Below are 16499 nucleotides of genomic sequence, written 5' to 3' on the forward strand. Positions count from 1 at the left end.
ATCGCTCTGCGTCTACTAGTGAATATCGCCCTGACCATACTTCGGCCACGGTGCTCCTGATCGGGGGGACACGGGTATCAGTAACACTCAGATCCTGGACGAACGCGCGACCGAGGCCGGATTGGCCTGGCTCCCCGTCATCGTCATCCCGCTCTTCCTGGTCGCGCCGGCGCTGTGGAACGGCTACCCGCTGCTGCAGTGGGACACCGGGGGCTATCTCGCGCGCTGGTACGAAGGCTATCTGGTGCCGAGCCGCTCGACCGTGTTCGGGCTTTATCTGCATTGGGGCGAGGGCTCGAGCTTCTGGCTCAATCTCGGCCTGCAGGCGCTGGCGACGCTGTGGATCCTGCAGCTCACCTTGCGCCTGCTGGGACTGGCCCAACCGCTGCGTCTGCTCTGGATCGGCCTGCTGCTGATCCTGACCACCGCCCTGCCCTGGCTCGCCAGCATGCTGCTGACCGACATCTTCGCCGGCCTGTCGGTGCTCGCGCTCTACATCATGGTCACCCAGGCGCGCCGGACCACCGTCCTGGAAAAGTGCGCGCTGTTCGGCTTCGTCGCCTTCGCCTCCGCCACCCACAGCGCCACGCTCGGCGTGCTGTTCGGCCTGTGCTGCGCCGGCTGGATCGCCTATCCCTGGCTGCGCCGGCAGATCGCGCTCTCCGGCCTGATCCAGGCCAGCATGACGATCGTCGCGGGTGCGGCGATGCTGCTCGCGGCCAACTTTGCCCTGTCCGGCCAGCTCGCGTGGACGCCGGGCGGTACCGGCGTCGCCTTCGGCCGCATGCTCCAGGACGGCATCGTGGCGCAATATCTGAAGGACCATTGCGCCCGCGAGAAGCTGAAGCTCTGCCCCTATCGCAACGAGCTGCCGCCCACCGCCGACGACTTCCTGTGGGGCAACAGCATGTTCAACAAGCTCGGCCGCTTCGAGGGCATGAACGACGAGATGGGCTTCATCGTGAAGCGGTCGCTCGCGGCCTACCCGCTGTGGCAGGCCAGGGCCGCCGCGGTCGCCACCGCCGAGCAGCTGGTGCATGTGGCGACCGGCGAGGGCACCAACGGCTGGCTGCCGCACACCTATGGCATCATCGAGCGCTACGTCCCCTCGCAGGTCAAGAAGATGCGCGCCGCACACCAGCAGCACTGGGAGATCAGTTTCGCCGTCATCAACTGGCTGCACGTGCCGGTCGCGCTGGCCTCGATGCTGGCGGCGGCGGCGATCGCGGCGCACGCGATCTGGCGCCGGCGACGCGACGACGTGGCCCTGCTCGCCATCACCGTGACCCTGGCACTGCTCGGCAATGCCGTGATCTGCGGCGTCATCTCCGGCCCGCATGACCGCTACGGCGCCCGGATGGTGTGGATCGCCACCTTCACCGCGCTGATCGCGGCGACGAGGTGGTTCAGCGGCGAGCGTGTGGACGGCTCCGCCGCATGACGCCTCCGTAGCCCGCATCAGCGACAGCCGGCGCCGCAAGGCGTCGGCGACATGCGGGATCTCGCGCGCTGTGTCGGAGAACCCCGGGGTCGCTGCGCTCGCCCGGGCTACGGCTTCAGCGCCGTGACAGAAAGTCGATCACCCCGGCCTTGTAGACCTTGTCGCCGACAGCGCGCATGTGATCGCGATTGGGGATATCGAGCACTTCGGCACCGGGGATGAGCGCGCCGAGCGCCGGACCCGAGCCCGACACCTCGTCGGCCGTGCCGACCGCGACCAGCACCGGCACGGCGATACGGCGGGCGTCGTCGCGCGAGATCAGGCCGCGCGAGCCGCGCATGCAGGCGGCCAGCGCCAGGCGGTCGGAGCGGGTCTGGTCGGCGAAGGCGCGGAAGGTGCGGCCCACGGGATCGGTCACGTTATCGATCGAGGGCGCCTCGAGCGCGGCGGCGACGTTCTCGCCGGGACCGCCGCCTTCGATCATCGCCATGCCGATGCCGCCGAAGATCGCCGAACGCAGCCGCTCTGGCGCGGTCAGCGCGATATGCGCGGCGATGCGGCCGCCGAGCGAGTAGCCCATCACGTCGGCGCTGGCGAGGCCGAGATGATCCATCAGCGCCGTGACGTCGCTCGCCATCTCCGCGATCGAATACAGCGTGGGGTCGTACAGCTTGGCCGAATCGCCATGGCCGCGGTTGTCGAGCGCGATCACCCGGCGGCCATCCTTGCGCAATTCGGAGATCCAGGCCGGATAGACCCAGTTGACGTTCTTGCTCGAGGCAAAGCCATGGACGAGCACGATCGGATCGCCCTCCCCCTCGTCGATGAAGGCAATTTCAACGGCGCCGTTGTGAAAGCTCGGCATCGGTCGCGAATCCCGGAACGCTGGAGTGAAGCTGGTCGGACGAAGTCTAGATCATGATGCGATTCCACGGAATCGCATCATGATCTTATCCCTTTGTTTGAGCATGATCTTTTCGGAAAACCGGCTTCCACTTTTCCGGATCATGCTCTAGCCGCAGGGCGCGGTTGCGGCCAGTTCGGGAGCGACGGCCGCGGCCTGCATCCGGCGCAGGCGGCGCCGCCGGCTCCGGTCGAGCCAGGCCTGGGTGGCCCGCTCGGTCATCGCCTTCAGCGATGCGACGAAGCTGAGCAGCGTCATCAGCGCGCCGAACAGCCAGAGCGCGAGATTGAATGCCCCCGCGGTCAGCAGCAGCGCGCCGCGGCCGAGCAGCTTCAGGATCGCCCGCGTCTGCCCGCCCTTGGCCTCCGCCAGGCGGGCCGCGCGGGCGATGTCCTTCGGTCCTTCGGCGAGCTTGAGCGAATCCAGTGCGCCGCGCGTGCCGGCCTTTTCGGTGATGCGGCCGACATCCTTGGCGAGCCGCACCAGCGCGCCGGCCTTCTCGGCGCGGAACGCCGCCCGGATCGCGGTCGCGGTCTGGCCCGGACGAAGCACCGAGCCCGAGGCCACCGCCTGCTGCAACAGCGGCGCATCGACCACCTCGCGCGCGGAGCGTCCCGCCCAGGCGGCGAGCCCCTCGCCGAGCCGGCCAACCTTTCGCGCATCCTTCACCAGCGTCAGCCCGGCCCGCACTGGCGCGGCGGTGCCGGCCGAGGCATAGGTTGCGGCGGTGACGGCAAGACCGGCCGTGGCCAGGCCCAGCACCAGGCGGTCGGTCTCCTCGCCCATCACCAGATGCTTGCCTTCGCGGACCGCGTCGCGGATGTCGCCGAACACGAAGAGATCGCCGGCTACCGTGCCGGACAGGCTCGCGACGTCGTCGGCCTGGCCGGTGACGAGCCCGGTCGCGAACCGCTTGGCAACGCTGGCCGGCGCCTTCTCGGCGGCCACCGCATCGCTCACGCGCTGCACCAGCCCCTCGTCGAGCACCACCTGCTGATCCCGCGCGAGCGCGACGAAGCTCTCCGCGAGATCTGGATCGCCGGCGGCGAGCGCGTCCTCGATATTGCTGATGATCCGCGCCGGATCGTTCTGCAGAACGAACGCGATCTGAAGCTCCGACAGCCTCGCCGGATCGTCCTGCGCCACGACGATGGCTCCGGCCCCATAGGCGTGCGGCCATATCGCAGCGCCAACCGCGGCGCTCACGGCGAGCCCGGCCAGCGCCAGACCGAGTCCCAGCTTGATTCGCTTCGAGATCACGCCGCCTTCACGTTTTCGCGGGAACGATGCGGAGACACATAGTAATTCCCGTGCCTGGCACAACGGCCCCGACGAAAGAAGGGCTTCTCGGCGGCCCCGAGTTTGTGTCGAATCCACAGGCCACAACATAACGGCGTGCGTTGCACCAAACGCGGGTTCCCAGCACTAGGAATTGGCCTTAAGGCTCAGTATGGTCGCGCCGTTTTCGACGCGCGCGGCCGTGCGACCTCAGTCCCGTCCCGCTCCGTCGTGCTGACCGCATACGCTCCCGTTGCCACGCGAGGTGATACCGATGGCCGATAACATCGTCCCGCATTTCCACAATGATGCCGGTGTCCCCGTCATCGAGATCGGCTCGCATGAGTTCATGTGCGTGGGCGCCAATCCGCCGTTCGATCATCCGCACGTGTTCCTCGATCTCGGCAACGACAAAGAGATCATCTGCCCGTATTGCTCGACGCTGTACCGCTATGCGCCGGACCTCGCCGCCGGCGAGGCGCGGCCGCCGGAATGCGTGCTGAAGGACGTCGCCTGATCGGCGTGTCGTGGCATCGCGTACCGTCTATGTGGCGGGGGCCGGAATTGGCGGCCTGACGGCTGCGCTCGCGCTCGCCACCAAGGGCTTCCGCGTCGTCGTGCTGGAGAAGGCCGAACGGCTCGAGGAGGTCGGCGCCGGCCTGCAGCTCTCGCCCAACGCCAGCCGTATCCTGCTCGATCTCGGCCTGGGGCCGCGGCTGACCGCGCGTGCCGTGGTGCCCGACGCCGTCAGCATCATGAGCGCGCGGGCCGGCGGCGAGATCGCCCGCCTGCCGCTCGGCGAGGCCGCGAGCCAGGCGGCTGGCGCGCCTTATTGGGTGATCCACCGCGCCGATCTGCAGGCGGCGCTGGCCGCGGAGGTGATGGCGCATCCGGACGTCGAACTGCGGCTCGGCTGCCAGTTCGAGGACGTCGCCGCCCACGCCAAGGGTCTGACCGTGGTGCATCGCCGCGGCAATGAGCGCCGCCAGGACGTGGCGCTGGCGCTGATCGGCGCCGACGGCGTGTGGTCGGCGGTCCGGCACCACCTGTTTCCGCAGGTCCGCGCCGCGTTCTCCGGCCTGATCGCCTGGCGTGGCACGCTCGACGCCCGGCAATTGCCACGCGAATTGACGGCAGCGCGGGTGCAGCTCTGGATGGGTCCCGAGGCCCATCTCGTCGCCTATCCGATTTCGGCCGGCCGCCAGGTCAACGTTGTCGCGGTGGTGCCGGGGACCTGGAACCGGCCGGGCTGGAGCACGGAGGGCGATCCGAGCGAGCTGAAGGCGGCGTTCGCGCCGCCGCGCTGGCCGGCGACGGCGCGGCTGCTGCTCAATGCGGTCGACGGCTGGCGCAAATGGGCGCTGTTCGGCGTCCCCGAAGGCATCGAATGGACCGAGGGCAGCGTCGCGCTGCTGGGCGACGCCGCGCACGCCATGCTGCCCTTTGCAGCGCAAGGCGCGGGAATGGCGATCGAGGACGCGGTGGTGCTCGCCAAGTGCCTGAGCGAGGCGCGCCCGGACGGTCCGGGCGCGATCCCGGCTGCGCTGAAACGCTACGCCAAGCTGCGCCGCCCGCGCGTCGGCCAGGTGCAGCGCACCGCACGCAACCAGGGCCGCCTCTATCACATGACCGGACCGCTGGCGCTGGCCCGCGACCTCAGCATCAAGGCGCTCGGCCCGCAGCGCCTGTCGGCGCGGCAGAGCTGGATCTACGACTGGCGGCCGTAGGCGAAGCAGCCCGGTCTCAGTAGACCGAGCCGTCCCGCGGCAGGGTCGACGGCGTGCCGGCACCGGAGGCCATCGGCCGCGCAGGACGCGCCGGCTTGACCGGCTTGCCCGATTTCGCAGCAGCCGGCTGCGGCGCCGGAGTCTCCTGGCACTTGTTGCGGCGCCAGGCCTCTTCGGCGAACTGGGTCTGGCCACGGATCGCGATATAGTCGTTGCGATAGGCGACCTCGGCCACCACCGCGCCGCCGGCTCCGGTCTCTGCCTTGGCCATCAGGCCCTGCAGCTCGGCTGCGCGCCCGGCCAGCGCCTTGCGCTCGGCCTCGAGCTGCTTGCAGTCATAGAGCTCATACTTGGCCGGATCCGCGAAGGCGGTCGACACGCTGTCGCTCATGCCGGCGCAGCCCGACAGCAACGATCCCAACCCCAGCAGTCCCGCGGCCAGCGCGACGCGAAGCCGATCGCTGGTCACGCAGCCTCGACCGTGCAGCGGCGTCGAGCCATGGGCTCGATCCTGGGCTCGATCATGGGCCGATCGGCCGCGGACATCGGCCCGAACGGCGGCAGCATTCGTCTCTGCGATGGTCCTCGGATTCGTCACGCTCACCTCGCCCAACGACCGGCCCGCAAGGGATGCGGATCCGAATCGGATTCTCGTGATGGGTCCGTGCCTTACAACGGCCGCTTCGTCCATGTCTTGCACCACGTGATCCCAGACTTGGCAAAGCGCTTCAACGCGAAGGCATCTCAAAGCAGCTGGTGACGGCCGGATTGAGGCTTTACCAAGGCGCTCGCGCTGGCTTGAGCAGGAGCTTCGTCAGGCACGCCATTGCCGGACGCTTACGGTTTTTCACCTTGATCCGGTCCCTTTCACGGTGCGGGCGGTCAATCGGTTTCGACACCTTCCCCTCTTATCCCTTGCTGCGGGCGGCGGGGACAGGTCGGCCCCGATCTCGCCGCGCCCAAGGGAGCGACGAGGAGGCCGCCCGAGCGAGAGAAACAAGCTTCGGGGCGGGACGGCGGCGCCGGCCACAGAGCGCCGCCGTTGGCGAGATCAGCGGTCGGCATCACCGATGCGAATATAGATGCGCGATCCATTGCAGATCTGAGCGTACTGGTTGCCATCGGAACGGCTGACCAATTGGACGATCGGCGCGGGCTGGGCGAATGTGATGGTCCGCGCGCCCTCGCTGATCACCCCAGTCGCATCTGCAACGTCGGCGACTTGCGTCAGCCCGGCGATCGGGCCGGTTAGGATCGTGTGGCTGTACGTGCCCGGCACCGCCTTGAGCAACACTCTCTCATCGGAGGCGATCGTGTAGGTGAACTTGTATGAGGTAACGCCGGTCTCGCCTCCGCCGGTGTCCACCGAGAAGTCCTGGACATCCATCATCCCGGTGCCATCGGCGCGAAGCACCATGACGCCTTCGACGGTGAAGGAAAAGAGCTTCAGCGGGCCGCCCTTTGGCGTGAAGTTCGAATTGAATCCGACAGCGGCCGGATTCCGGATGCACAACGATTTGCCAGCTAACGCATAGGTTCCGCGTAGACTTGCATGATCATTCGCAGACGCGGCCGTGCTTGCCGTCGCAGCGGCGGCCAAAATAAGAAAGCGGTGCATATGGTTTCCTCCCCGATCAGAACAATGGCTCGCCCTTACATCAGCGGTCGTCGTCGCTGAGGCGGGTCATGATGAGAGATCCATTGCAGATCCGGGCAAACTGGGTGCCATTGGAACGACTGACCGTCAGGACGGTCGGCGCGGGCGGAGCGAGGACGATGGCCCGTGCTCCTTCGCCGATGAATCCGCTGGTGTCGGGAACATCGACGACTTGCGTCAACCCGGCGTTCGGTCCGGTCAGGGTCGTGGAGCTGTACGTACCTGGCACCGCCTTGACCGACAGCTTGCCACCGGGGTCAATCGAGTAGGTGATCTGGTACGAGATATCGCTGGTCGTCCCTTCGCCTGCGTCGACCGTGAAGGACCGGTTGTTCACCGTGCCGGTGCCGTCGGCGCGAAACACCATGACGCCGTCGACGGTGGTGGCGAAGAACACGACCGGACCCTTCGGCAAGAAGTTCGAATCGAATCCGATCGACGCCGAGTTCTGGATACAGTCCGATGCGCCCGTCATCGCATAGGTCCCGTGAAGCCGACTGGGGTGATCATGAGCAAACGCCGCCGCGCTTGCAGTGATACCGACGAGGACCAGAATAGAAGAGCGATGCAAAGTAGCCTCCCTGATCGAATGATCGCCCTTGCGTGGGCTGGAGGTACCATATGCCGCAAAGATGACGATTAGTCGTTGTTAGTAACAAAGCTGCAAAATAACGCCACACTCGCAAGAGTTGAATGCTCTGCGGCAATTTCTCATACGAACAGCTCGACTCCAGCAGGCGCAATCTCCACATCAGTCCCCGCTCCTCGTGCATCCACAACCAGCCGTGCGGGATCCGAGGTCGTGTCCCCGGTGGTGGTGTAGCTAGCGGTGGGGCAGCGCGTTCGCCGGGGAGAGCCGGGCAGGTCAGCTGGCGATTGCCGGGGCGGGAGCTGGGCCGCCACGGCTCACCAAGCCTTATTTCGTTATCATCCGCTTCGGTGGCGCGGTCGGCGTTGGTGCTGCCGGCGAGATGACAAACGTCACCCAGGCGTTCCAGCCGTCAGGCCGGTTTTCCGCGGCAAATTCCTTGTAGGCCTTGAAGTTGAGGTAGCCTTGCATGTCACCGACCGGGAAGATAAACCCGACCTGCGGGCCGACACCCGCGACCTGCGAGCGGAAGCAGCCGACGCGATCGCCGGAGCCGCTATCGCAGCCAAGTTGCTTGTAGACGTAGCCCACCAGCCCGATCTGGACTTGCTTGCTCAGGAATTGCGAAGCGCCCCAGTCGAAGTGCATGTCGACGCCGCTTTGATACTGCGTGTCAGGATTTGTGAAATTGTAGGTGAAGCCTAGCACGCCGGAGAGCTCATGTCCGCTCTGTGGATTGAAATAGGTGTAGCCGCCGCCCGCATCGATCGTCCCATGCCCGATCCCGATATTGGCGAGGCGCGTGGACTGGTAAGCGCCGACAGGGATGTCACCCATCACGTAGGTCATGTAGTTGTTGACGCCCGCGTTCCAGCGCAGTGCGAATTGGGGGATCAAATCGCCGAAGCCAGTGATGGAATCGCTGACGGAATCAAAGCGCGAGAACGGAATTGAGCCGCCCGGTGTTGAAAGCGAGCCCGTCACCAATCCATTGAGCGAGGTTGTATTTGCGCCGTAGATTCCGATCAGGCTTGCAGACGCCTGACCACCGAGAACCGGTGTCGCGAAGACGTAGGTCGCGTTCAGCAGGCCAAGATCGACGTTCGCATTGACGTTTGCGTTCAAGGTAGCTGTCAAATTCGCAGGAATACGGCCGATCTGGATCTCGCGAGCGCGCGCCACGTCCCTGCCGGCAGACACTGAGGTATGATAATAAATTGACGCAGCCGACCAACCGGGCTGCTGAGGCGTGGCGGCAAGGCTACCGAATGTGCCCGGAATCCAAAAGCTGATGCCGCTCTCATCTGCCGAGACAATCGTCGGTACTGATGCAATGGTCGCAAATGCAATAGCGCCAAGCGCCCTCGTCATTCTCATGGCAATCTCCTGCCGAACCACGACCCTCGCTCATAGTGAGTGACGAGCATGATGCTGACAGCATGACAGGCCGTACTGCGCCGGGCGATAGCCGTCACGATGATAGGGAACAATTTGCAACCGGATGTTGCAAATGGAGCACAGTGTCGCGCTGGTCCGCCGCTTAGCAAAGAATTGCTGTTTGTTCCTAAGGAAATTCACGCGGCGCTCTGAGAGACAGGATAGCCTCGCGCGTGATCATGAGAGACAAACCTTGTCGCCGTTTGGGAAAGTGCCTTTTGGTTTCTCGTCTTTCAGGAGGCAGCTGCCAGCTACATCCATAGGGCCACACGGCCTCCGCACAGCCATCTCCCAGGTCAAGACGATTGCCCTACTCGAGACGATCGCTCTTGATCGCAAGCCGATGCTTCGCAGAAAGCTTCTGCCAAGAAACCAACGAAACTGCTGCAACCAAGGTGATCGCGAGCGCGGCGCCGACGACGGGATGATTGAGCTTGTAGGCGAGCATAGCGTATCGCTGTCGATCCAGGAAGACCAGGAAAGCTTGCCCTTGACGGTTTGAGACTCAGAAAATGTTCCCCATTGATTTCGCTCAAGGTCCGTTATTCGACTTGTTCGGTGCAGCACGATGCCGAGCGTGTGCGCGTGTCCTGCTCTTCAATATTTCTTCGATATTTGATGGTTCTTTGCAGATGCCTGACCGGCGTGAGACATCGGCAGGTCCATACAATAATACAATAGATGAGCGTGCCCCGCTGGTTAGCACAGCCAGGCGATCGCATCTGCCCTAGGCGCCTTCGCGCGTGGGTTGATCTGCGTCAACGTCGCTCCTTGCGCCGTCCTAGAGGATCACAAGCATCTGCGCGGTTGCGCGCACCTCTTGGGGAGGGCCTGCGATGAATTTTCGTGCGATTGCTTCCATATTGTTTTTGACGTCGGCGATATCCGCCCCCGCGTTTGCACAGCAAGCGCAACCGACTACGCCGCCGCTCGGCTCCCCGGCCGCGACCATCACCATTCCGGGCGACCAGCTTCCACCGCCACCGCCGAAATTCGGCGGCACGATCACGGAGGATGCGAAGACCTCGAAGCCGTGGTGGCCTCCGACGGTCGTGCCGCGTAAAGGTGCGCCGAACGTTCTGCTGATCATGACCGACGATTCCGGTTATGGCGTGCCGAGCACATTCGGCGGGGTGATCCCAACGCCAACGCTCGATCGCATCGCCAAGAATGGCCTGCGCTACACCCAATTCCACTCGACGGCGCTCTGCTCGCCGACGCGAGCGGCTCTGATCACCGGTCGCAACCATCACTCGGTCGGCTTCGGCCAGATCAGCGAACTGGCGACTGGATATCCGGGCTATGACTCGGTCATCGGTCCGGAGAACGCGACTATCGGCCGGATTCTGAGCGACAACGGATATGCCACATCGTGGTTCGGCAAGAACCACAACACGCCGTCCTTCCAATACAGCGCGGCCGGTCCGTTCGACCAATGGCCGAGCGGGATGGGCTTCCAGTACTTCTACGGCTTCATGGGTGGCGAGACCGACCAGTGGACGCCGTACCTGTTCCGCGACCACACCCCCGTTTACCCGTGGGTCGGGAAGAAGGGCTACAACCTGATCACCGACATGGCGGACGACGCGATCCGTTACATGAAGGAACTTGACGCCGCGGCGCCCGAGAAACCGTTCTTCGTCTACTACGTACCTGGCGCAACCCATGACCCGCACCAGCCAACCAAGGAATGGATCGACAAGATCAGCAAGATGCACCTGTTCGACCAGGGCTGGGAGAAGTTGCGAGACCAGATCTTCGCCAACCAGAAGCGATTGGGCGTGATTCCCGCAAACACGCAGCTCACGCCGTGGCCGGACGTCTTGCCGAAGTGGGATTCGCTCTCGGAGGTGAAGAAAAAGATCGTCATTCGCGAGGCCGACGTGTTCGCGGCCTATACCGCCTATGTCGACGATGAGATCGGCCGGGTGATCCAGGCGGTCGAAGACATGGGCAAGCTCGACAACACGTTGATCATCTACATCAACGGCGACAACGGCACGAGTTCGGAAGGCTCGATGATGGGTACGCCAAACTGGCTGACGGTCGCCAATGGCGTGCTCGATTTGCCGGAGGTCGAGTATCTTCGATATTACGAATCCTGGGGTTCGGACCAGACCTATCCGCACATGGCCGTGCCGTGGGCGTGGGCGTTCGACACGCCCTTCAAGTGGACCAAGCAGATCGCGTCGCATTTCGGTGGGACGCGGCAGGGTATGGCTATCTCGTGGCCCGGCCACATCAACGATGTCGGAGGCATTCGCCCCCAGTTTCATCACGTGATCGACATCGTGCCCACAATCCTTGAGGCGGCCGGCATCAAGGCGCCCGACATGGTCGACGGCATCAAGCAGAAGTCGATTGAAGGCGTTAGCATGGCGTACACGTTCGACAAGGCAAATGCCAACGCACCGTCGAAGCGCACGACCCAGTACTTCGAGATGTTCGCCAACCGCGGCATTTACCACGAAGGCTGGTACGCCGCGACCACACCACCCGAGCCGCCGTGGCTTGTCGGCACGAAGGCGCTGCCGCCGGTCGAGCAGTACAAGTGGGAGCTCTACAACCTTGCCGAGGACTTCTCGCAGGCGGACGACCTTGCGGCGACGAATCCCGAGAAGCTCAAGGAACTGCAGGCGGTGTTTGCGGCGGAGGCGAGCAGGTACCAGGTGTTTCCGCTGGATAACTCGGTGCTCCCGCGACTTCTCACGCCGCGGCCGAGTGGGACGGCGGGGCGAACGGAGTTCACCTATGTCGGTGAGAACGCTGACATTCCGATTGCCAATGCTCCCAGCCTCCTGAACAGGGACTACACGATCACAGCCGAGATCACCGTGCCCAGTGGCGGTGCCGAAGGGATGATCGCTACAATGGGCGGGAGGTTCGGTGGCTACGGCCTTTACCTGCTCAAGGGTAAACCGGTCTTCGTCTACAATCTTCTCAATCTCAAACGTTATCGCTGGGAGGGCGGCGTTGGAGCCGATGACTGGCTGGGCCAGGCGCTCAGTCCGGGTAAGCACAAGATCGTCTTCGACTTCAAATACGATGGACCCGGACTCGGCAAAGGCGGCAGCGGTGTCCTTTCGGTTGACGGCCGAGTGCTGTCGCAACAAAAAATGGAACACACGATTCCATTCATGATGGCGATCGATGAATCCATGGACGTTGGGCTCGATACCCGCACCGCGGTCGATGATAGCTATACGCTGCCATTCCGATTCACCGGCAAGATCGACAAACTGACCTACAACATCAAGCCGGAACAGTTGGCTGAGGAAGATCTCAAAGCCATGCAGAAGGCCGCGACCAAAGCAAACGACTAGCCTGGTCATTCCCAGCAAAGCAGTGGGGAGCAAAAAGCTCCCCACTCTCAGAACCCGATATGTTCCGGGCGTCATCTGCGGTGGTCTCCCTCTTCCACGGCTTGCGACCGAAAGACGGGACGTTTCGAGCTTAGGTCAAATATGGGTCGAGCGGCGCGCTAATGAAAAGGAGATCGCTCATGAATTCATCTGCTGGACAGGAAGGCATTTCGCTTCATCGCCGCTGCCTGCTCACGACCGCACTCGGTGCCGGGCTGGGCACAGCCTTGTCATCCACAAGAAGCGAGGCCGCCGGCCCGCTGCTGCGCGCACTCGGCGACCTGAAGGGCGATGTCGAGGAAGAACTGGCGTATGTTCTTGCGTTGGAATGCTATGTCTACGGCTTTCCGCTTGTCATGATGGACGCAACCCGAGCGGTGATGACGGCCACGTCGAAGTCCGAACAGTATAAAGCGCCTGTCAACCAGTTCGGCAGGATGCGGACTTATGTCGATCCGGATTTCAAAGACTGCGTCCGCATCAGCGTCAACTCCCTCTGGGCGTTTTCATTCATCGACCTGGACAAGGAGCCGTTCGTCTATTCTCAGCCCGACACTCAGGGGCGATACATCATCATGCAAGCGCTCAACATGTGGACCGACGATTTCGCCTCGGCGGGCAGTCGGACGACCGGAACTGGCGCCGGAAACTTCCTGATCGCCGGCCCCAAATGGAACGGTGTTGCGCCCAATGGCATCAAGCAAACGTTCCGTTCGACGACCCGCTACGCATCTGTTCTGGTCCAGATCGCATGCGACAGCCCCAAGGAGTTCGTTGCAATCAACAAGCTGCAGGATGATTTGCAACTGACGCCGCTCAGCGCCTGGGGCAAGTCCTACACGCCACCCTCCGATGTGCCGATCGACACCAGTGTCGATACAACGGCGACGCCGTACGATCAGGTGCGGCTCATGACCGGCGAGATGTTCTTCAAGCGCCTCGCCGCTGCGTTGAAGGACAACCCGCCTTACCCTGACGACGCCAAGACTATCGACAAGCTTAAGCGCATCGGGATCGAGGTCGGCGAGGACTTTGAACCGTCCAAGCTCGATCCGGCCGTTCTGCGGGGGATCAACCGGGCGCCGGCCGAGGTCTGGTACAAGCTGGAAACAGGCCCCTACACTGCGCCGACCGTCAACGGCTGGCAGGGCGCGCTGAATATCGGTCGCTTCGGTACCGACTACACCACGCGGGCATTCATCGCCTGGTTTGGATTGGGGGCGCTGACGTCGGACGATGCGGTCTATCCAACCGCCTTTGTCGATGGCGACGGCAACGTGCTGGACGGCGCGGCGAAGTATGTTCTCCATCTGGAGAAGGACGAGATATTCCCATCCGAAGCTGGGGTCTGGTCGGTCTCGCCCTATCGCGAGAATTTCTATGTTCGGAACGCGATCAACCGCTACGGCATCACTTCGGCGATGCCGATCAAATACAATCCAGACGGCTCGCTCGATATCTACATCCAGGCGCAATCACCAGGCGCCAACAAGGAGACGAATTGGCTTCCGTGTCCGCCGAGCCTGCCATTCAATCTCAGCGTCAGGGTCTATCAGCCCAAGACTGCCCTTAAGGATGGCACGTTCAAGATCCCGCCCATCCGGCGCGTTCGCGACACCTGAAGAACTTGCAAGGACTGCGCGAAGAGATGGACAGTGTAATCCAGTTAGTGCCGGTAACGCCTTCAATCGACCAACTGGCACGGATCATCGGCAACGTGGCGGCCCCGGCTTTCCTGCTGGGAGCCGTCGCGTCCTTCATCTCGGTTCTTATTTCCCGCATCAACCGTGTGGTCGACCGGGCCCAGTTCCTTCACGGCATCACCGATGATGATGCTTCAAAGGCTTACCTCAAGACGGATATTCCCCGGCTGCGGCACCGGGCTTCGCTCCTGAACAGGTCGCTGTTCTGCTCCATCCTTTCTGCGATCCTCACCGCCCTCATCATCATCGTTGCCTTCATCAGCGCCCTGTTCGATGTTGCCCACGAATATGGCGTGGCGCTGCTGTTCATGGCTGCGCTGCTGACGTTCTGCGCTTCTCTCATCGACCTCGCCCGCGAAACCCGAATTGCACTTCACGACAACGACCTGCGCGTGTAAGTCTTCCAGGGCAGTCGAGGGGTGATCGGATGTGACGAAGAGGTCTCGGAAGAGGCGCGGGCGTCAGAAGGCCACCGCGACGGCCCGGCCTGAACAAGCCCTTCGACTCCTGCTCAACGCTCCGCGCCAACATTCCGCTTGCGGACTGCCGCGCTGTTGGCAATCGGGTCGGGTGCGCTGTTTCCTCTGCTTGCAAGCGGGCTGTCCTGGTTCAAGACGCCGGATACCTCGTCTCAGCCGACCAGCGTAGCAGAGCTGAGCTTTGTCGGCAGCCAAGCGTGTAGCGGCTGCCATCAGGCGGAGACAGGGCTATGGCAAAGCTCGCAACATCGCCACGCTATGGATCACGCGAACGACACGTCGGTCCGCGGCGACTTCAACGATACAGCGTTCGAATATGCCGGAACGCGCTCGCGCTTCTTCCGCAAAGACCGGAAATTCTTGGTCGAGAAGGCCCACAAGGCCGATCCCAACGCTAACCGCGAGTGGGAGTGGCAATTCGCGCGCGAGAACGCTCCGCTCGAAATCAAGATTTGCCTGTTCCTCGCACGTTACAAGGCGCGCAAGAACGACAAATTCGTGAACCTACCGGTGCTGCCCGAGTTGCAGGCCTTCATGGGCGAGCTGAAGGTGCAGCGGGCGGACGGGCTGATCGCTGTCCGCGACGACGGGACGGTGTGGCCGTCCGAGAAGGAGACGCAGACCCGGGTGAGCCACTGGCTGCGCGACCGGGAGCGCGCCGGCCACATTGGCGCCGGCACCACGCTGCACGGTCTGCGCGTGTCCTACGCTGCTTGGTGGAGGCGCAACGGCGCCAACACCCGCGAGGTGGCCGATCTGATCGGCGACGAGTCTGAACGCATGGGCGCCCACCATACCCGGCACGTCGAGGCCGAGCAGAACATCATCCGGGCATTCAGCAGGATCAAAGACGGTCAGGACAAGGCGTGAACGGGTTTTGTAACCGAAATGGAAAACGCAAGGGTTCGATTGGAAAACATTTGCCGGCCTGGAACGAAAAAGCTATGGAAATCAATAGGGCGGACGTGGCGGAACGGGTAGACGCAAGGGACTTAAAATCCCTCGATGGCAACGTCGTGTGGGTTCGAGTCCCACCGTCCGCACCAGCTATGCTCACCTTCCTTGGCCGCCCTGCCCGGCTCAGTTCAACGCCGCCAACCGCTCGAGCTCGGCGAGATCGGTAACCTCCAGCCTGCCCTCCGAGATCGTCAGGATCTTGCGATCGCGAAACAGCGCGAGCACGCGGCTGACATGGACCGAGGTCAGGCCGACGGCGTCGGCGATGTGCTGCTGCTTCAAGGGAAACGGATAGCGGTGATGCTGGACCACACCGTCCACCGCGACGCGCCGCATCAGGCTGAGCAGCAGATGCGCGATCCGACGCTCGGCCGGACGCTGGCCGAGCACGGTGATGAGCTCGTAGGAGGCCCGGCCGTTGTCGCCGAGAGAGCGGAACACCTCCATCATGACCAGCTCGTCGGCGCGGCACTGCTTGCGGACCTCCTCGCCATCGAGCCGGCTGACCTGGACCTGGGTCAATGCCTTGGCCGAGAAGCTCATGCCTTTGGCGAAGATCGCCGCCGGCGAGAAGATGTCGCCCGGCAGCAGGAAGCGCAGGATCTGGCGGCCGCCATCCGACAACTGGATGTAACGGAATGCCCAGCCGCTGCAGAGTACGAGCACATCGTCGCGCGCCTCGCTCTGGCATTTGATCTGCTGGCCGGCCCGGACGGTGAAGAACTGCTGATGGAGCCGCGGCAGCGCCGACTGCGCCCGGCAGGCCTTGAAAAGCGCGGCACAGAATCCGGAATCGACGTGGGTGCAGGAGACGCAGCAGCCGGGGAGATCGGGTTCTGATCGCAGCATCAAGGGGTGCGCGCTTGTGTCCAATCCGTCCCGCCGACCCGGCTTCGTCATTCGGTCATCGGGACGCTGTGGCGGTCGATCGGGTGCGGCGGATGCCGAGGCCCTTCGACCTACGT

At 63.6% G+C, this 16499-nt stretch carries 15 protein-coding genes and 1 tRNA gene; 8 read left to right on the forward strand and 8 right to left on the reverse strand.

The features are described 5' to 3' along the window. Positions 1-121 precede the first annotated feature (121 nt). The gene (locus QW861_RS04625) at positions 122-1441 is read left to right on the forward strand and encodes a hypothetical protein (protein WP_316192750.1); all 1320 of its coding nucleotides are present in this window, start codon (positions 122-124) and stop codon (positions 1439-1441) included. A gap of 115 nt (positions 1442-1556) precedes the next feature. On the opposite strand, the gene QW861_RS04630 is transcribed toward QW861_RS04625, so the two are convergent. Together QW861_RS04630 and QW861_RS04635 are read right to left on the reverse strand one after the other, a co-directional pair. Continuing rightward, positions 1557-2306: an alpha/beta hydrolase gene (locus QW861_RS04630; RefSeq protein WP_315714691.1), complete on the reverse strand. Its 750-nt coding sequence runs from the start codon at positions 2304-2306 to the stop codon at positions 1557-1559. Positions 2307-2453: 147 nt separating this feature from the next. Continuing rightward, positions 2454-3605, reverse strand: coding sequence for a hypothetical protein (locus QW861_RS04635; protein ID WP_410052322.1), 1152 nt, complete (start codon positions 3603-3605; stop codon positions 2454-2456). A gap of 292 nt (positions 3606-3897) precedes the next feature. Between QW861_RS04635 and QW861_RS04640 the strand changes: the two genes are divergently transcribed. Next, on the forward strand, positions 3898-4140 hold the full coding sequence (locus QW861_RS04640) for a zinc-finger domain-containing protein (protein ID WP_006611181.1): 243 nt from the start codon (positions 3898-3900) through the stop codon (positions 4138-4140). Between the two features lie 10 nt (positions 4141-4150). Then, positions 4151-5350: an FAD-dependent monooxygenase gene (locus QW861_RS04645; protein ID WP_315826223.1), complete on the forward strand. Its 1200-nt coding sequence runs from the start codon at positions 4151-4153 to the stop codon at positions 5348-5350. A gap of 16 nt (positions 5351-5366) precedes the next feature. Here QW861_RS04645 and QW861_RS04650 read toward each other — a convergent pair whose 3' ends face one another. From QW861_RS04650 to QW861_RS04670, 5 genes are all read right to left on the reverse strand, one after another. After that, positions 5367-5741, reverse strand: a complete 375-nt coding sequence (locus QW861_RS04650) for a hypothetical protein (protein ID WP_409999229.1) — start codon at positions 5739-5741, stop codon at positions 5367-5369. A gap of 660 nt (positions 5742-6401) precedes the next feature. Beyond that, positions 6402-6968 carry a hypothetical protein gene (locus tag QW861_RS04655; protein ID WP_316170257.1) on the reverse strand — a complete coding sequence of 189 codons (567 nt, stop codon included), beginning with the start codon at positions 6966-6968 and terminating at the stop codon, positions 6402-6404. 40 nt (positions 6969-7008) lie between these two features. After that, the gene (locus tag QW861_RS04660; RefSeq protein ID WP_315826227.1) at positions 7009-7482 is read right to left on the reverse strand and encodes a hypothetical protein; all 474 of its coding nucleotides are present in this window, start codon (positions 7480-7482) and stop codon (positions 7009-7011) included. Positions 7483-7923: 441 nt separating this feature from the next. Beyond that, positions 7924-8967, reverse strand: a complete 1044-nt coding sequence (locus QW861_RS04665; RefSeq protein ID WP_316192791.1) for a transporter — start codon at positions 8965-8967, stop codon at positions 7924-7926. 376 nt (positions 8968-9343) lie between these two features. Next, the gene (locus tag QW861_RS04670) at positions 9344-9481 is read right to left on the reverse strand and encodes a hypothetical protein (RefSeq protein ID WP_315826228.1); all 138 of its coding nucleotides are present in this window, start codon (positions 9479-9481) and stop codon (positions 9344-9346) included. A gap of 388 nt (positions 9482-9869) precedes the next feature. Between QW861_RS04670 and QW861_RS04675 the strand changes: the two genes are divergently transcribed. The 5 genes from QW861_RS04675 (at position 9870) to QW861_RS04695 (ending at position 15623) form a co-directional block, all read left to right on the forward strand. Continuing rightward, positions 9870-12356, forward strand: a complete 2487-nt coding sequence (locus QW861_RS04675) for an arylsulfatase (RefSeq protein WP_316172946.1) — start codon at positions 9870-9872, stop codon at positions 12354-12356. A gap of 179 nt (positions 12357-12535) precedes the next feature. Continuing rightward, the gene (locus QW861_RS04680) at positions 12536-14017 is read left to right on the forward strand and encodes a DUF1254 domain-containing protein (protein WP_316172945.1); all 1482 of its coding nucleotides are present in this window, start codon (positions 12536-12538) and stop codon (positions 14015-14017) included. A 26-nt stretch (positions 14018-14043) separates the two neighbouring features. Further along, positions 14044-14496, forward strand: a complete 453-nt coding sequence (locus QW861_RS04685) for a DUF2721 domain-containing protein (RefSeq protein ID WP_315826231.1) — start codon at positions 14044-14046, stop codon at positions 14494-14496. A 339-nt stretch (positions 14497-14835) separates the two neighbouring features. After that, entirely contained in the window at positions 14836-15447 is a 612-nt protein-coding gene (locus QW861_RS04690; protein ID WP_316192751.1) for a hypothetical protein, read from the forward strand. 89 nt (positions 15448-15536) lie between these two features. Beyond that, positions 15537-15623: transfer RNA gene (locus QW861_RS04695), tRNA-Leu, on the forward strand. A 34-nt stretch (positions 15624-15657) separates the two neighbouring features. Here QW861_RS04695 and QW861_RS04700 read toward each other — a convergent pair. Continuing rightward, entirely contained in the window at positions 15658-16383 is a 726-nt protein-coding gene (locus QW861_RS04700; protein WP_316164479.1) for a Crp/Fnr family transcriptional regulator, read from the reverse strand. Positions 16384-16499: the final 116 nt, after the last annotated feature.

The organism is Bradyrhizobium sp. SZCCHNRI1029, from assembly GCF_032487555.1.
GTDB lineage: Bacteria > Pseudomonadota > Alphaproteobacteria > Rhizobiales > Xanthobacteraceae > Bradyrhizobium.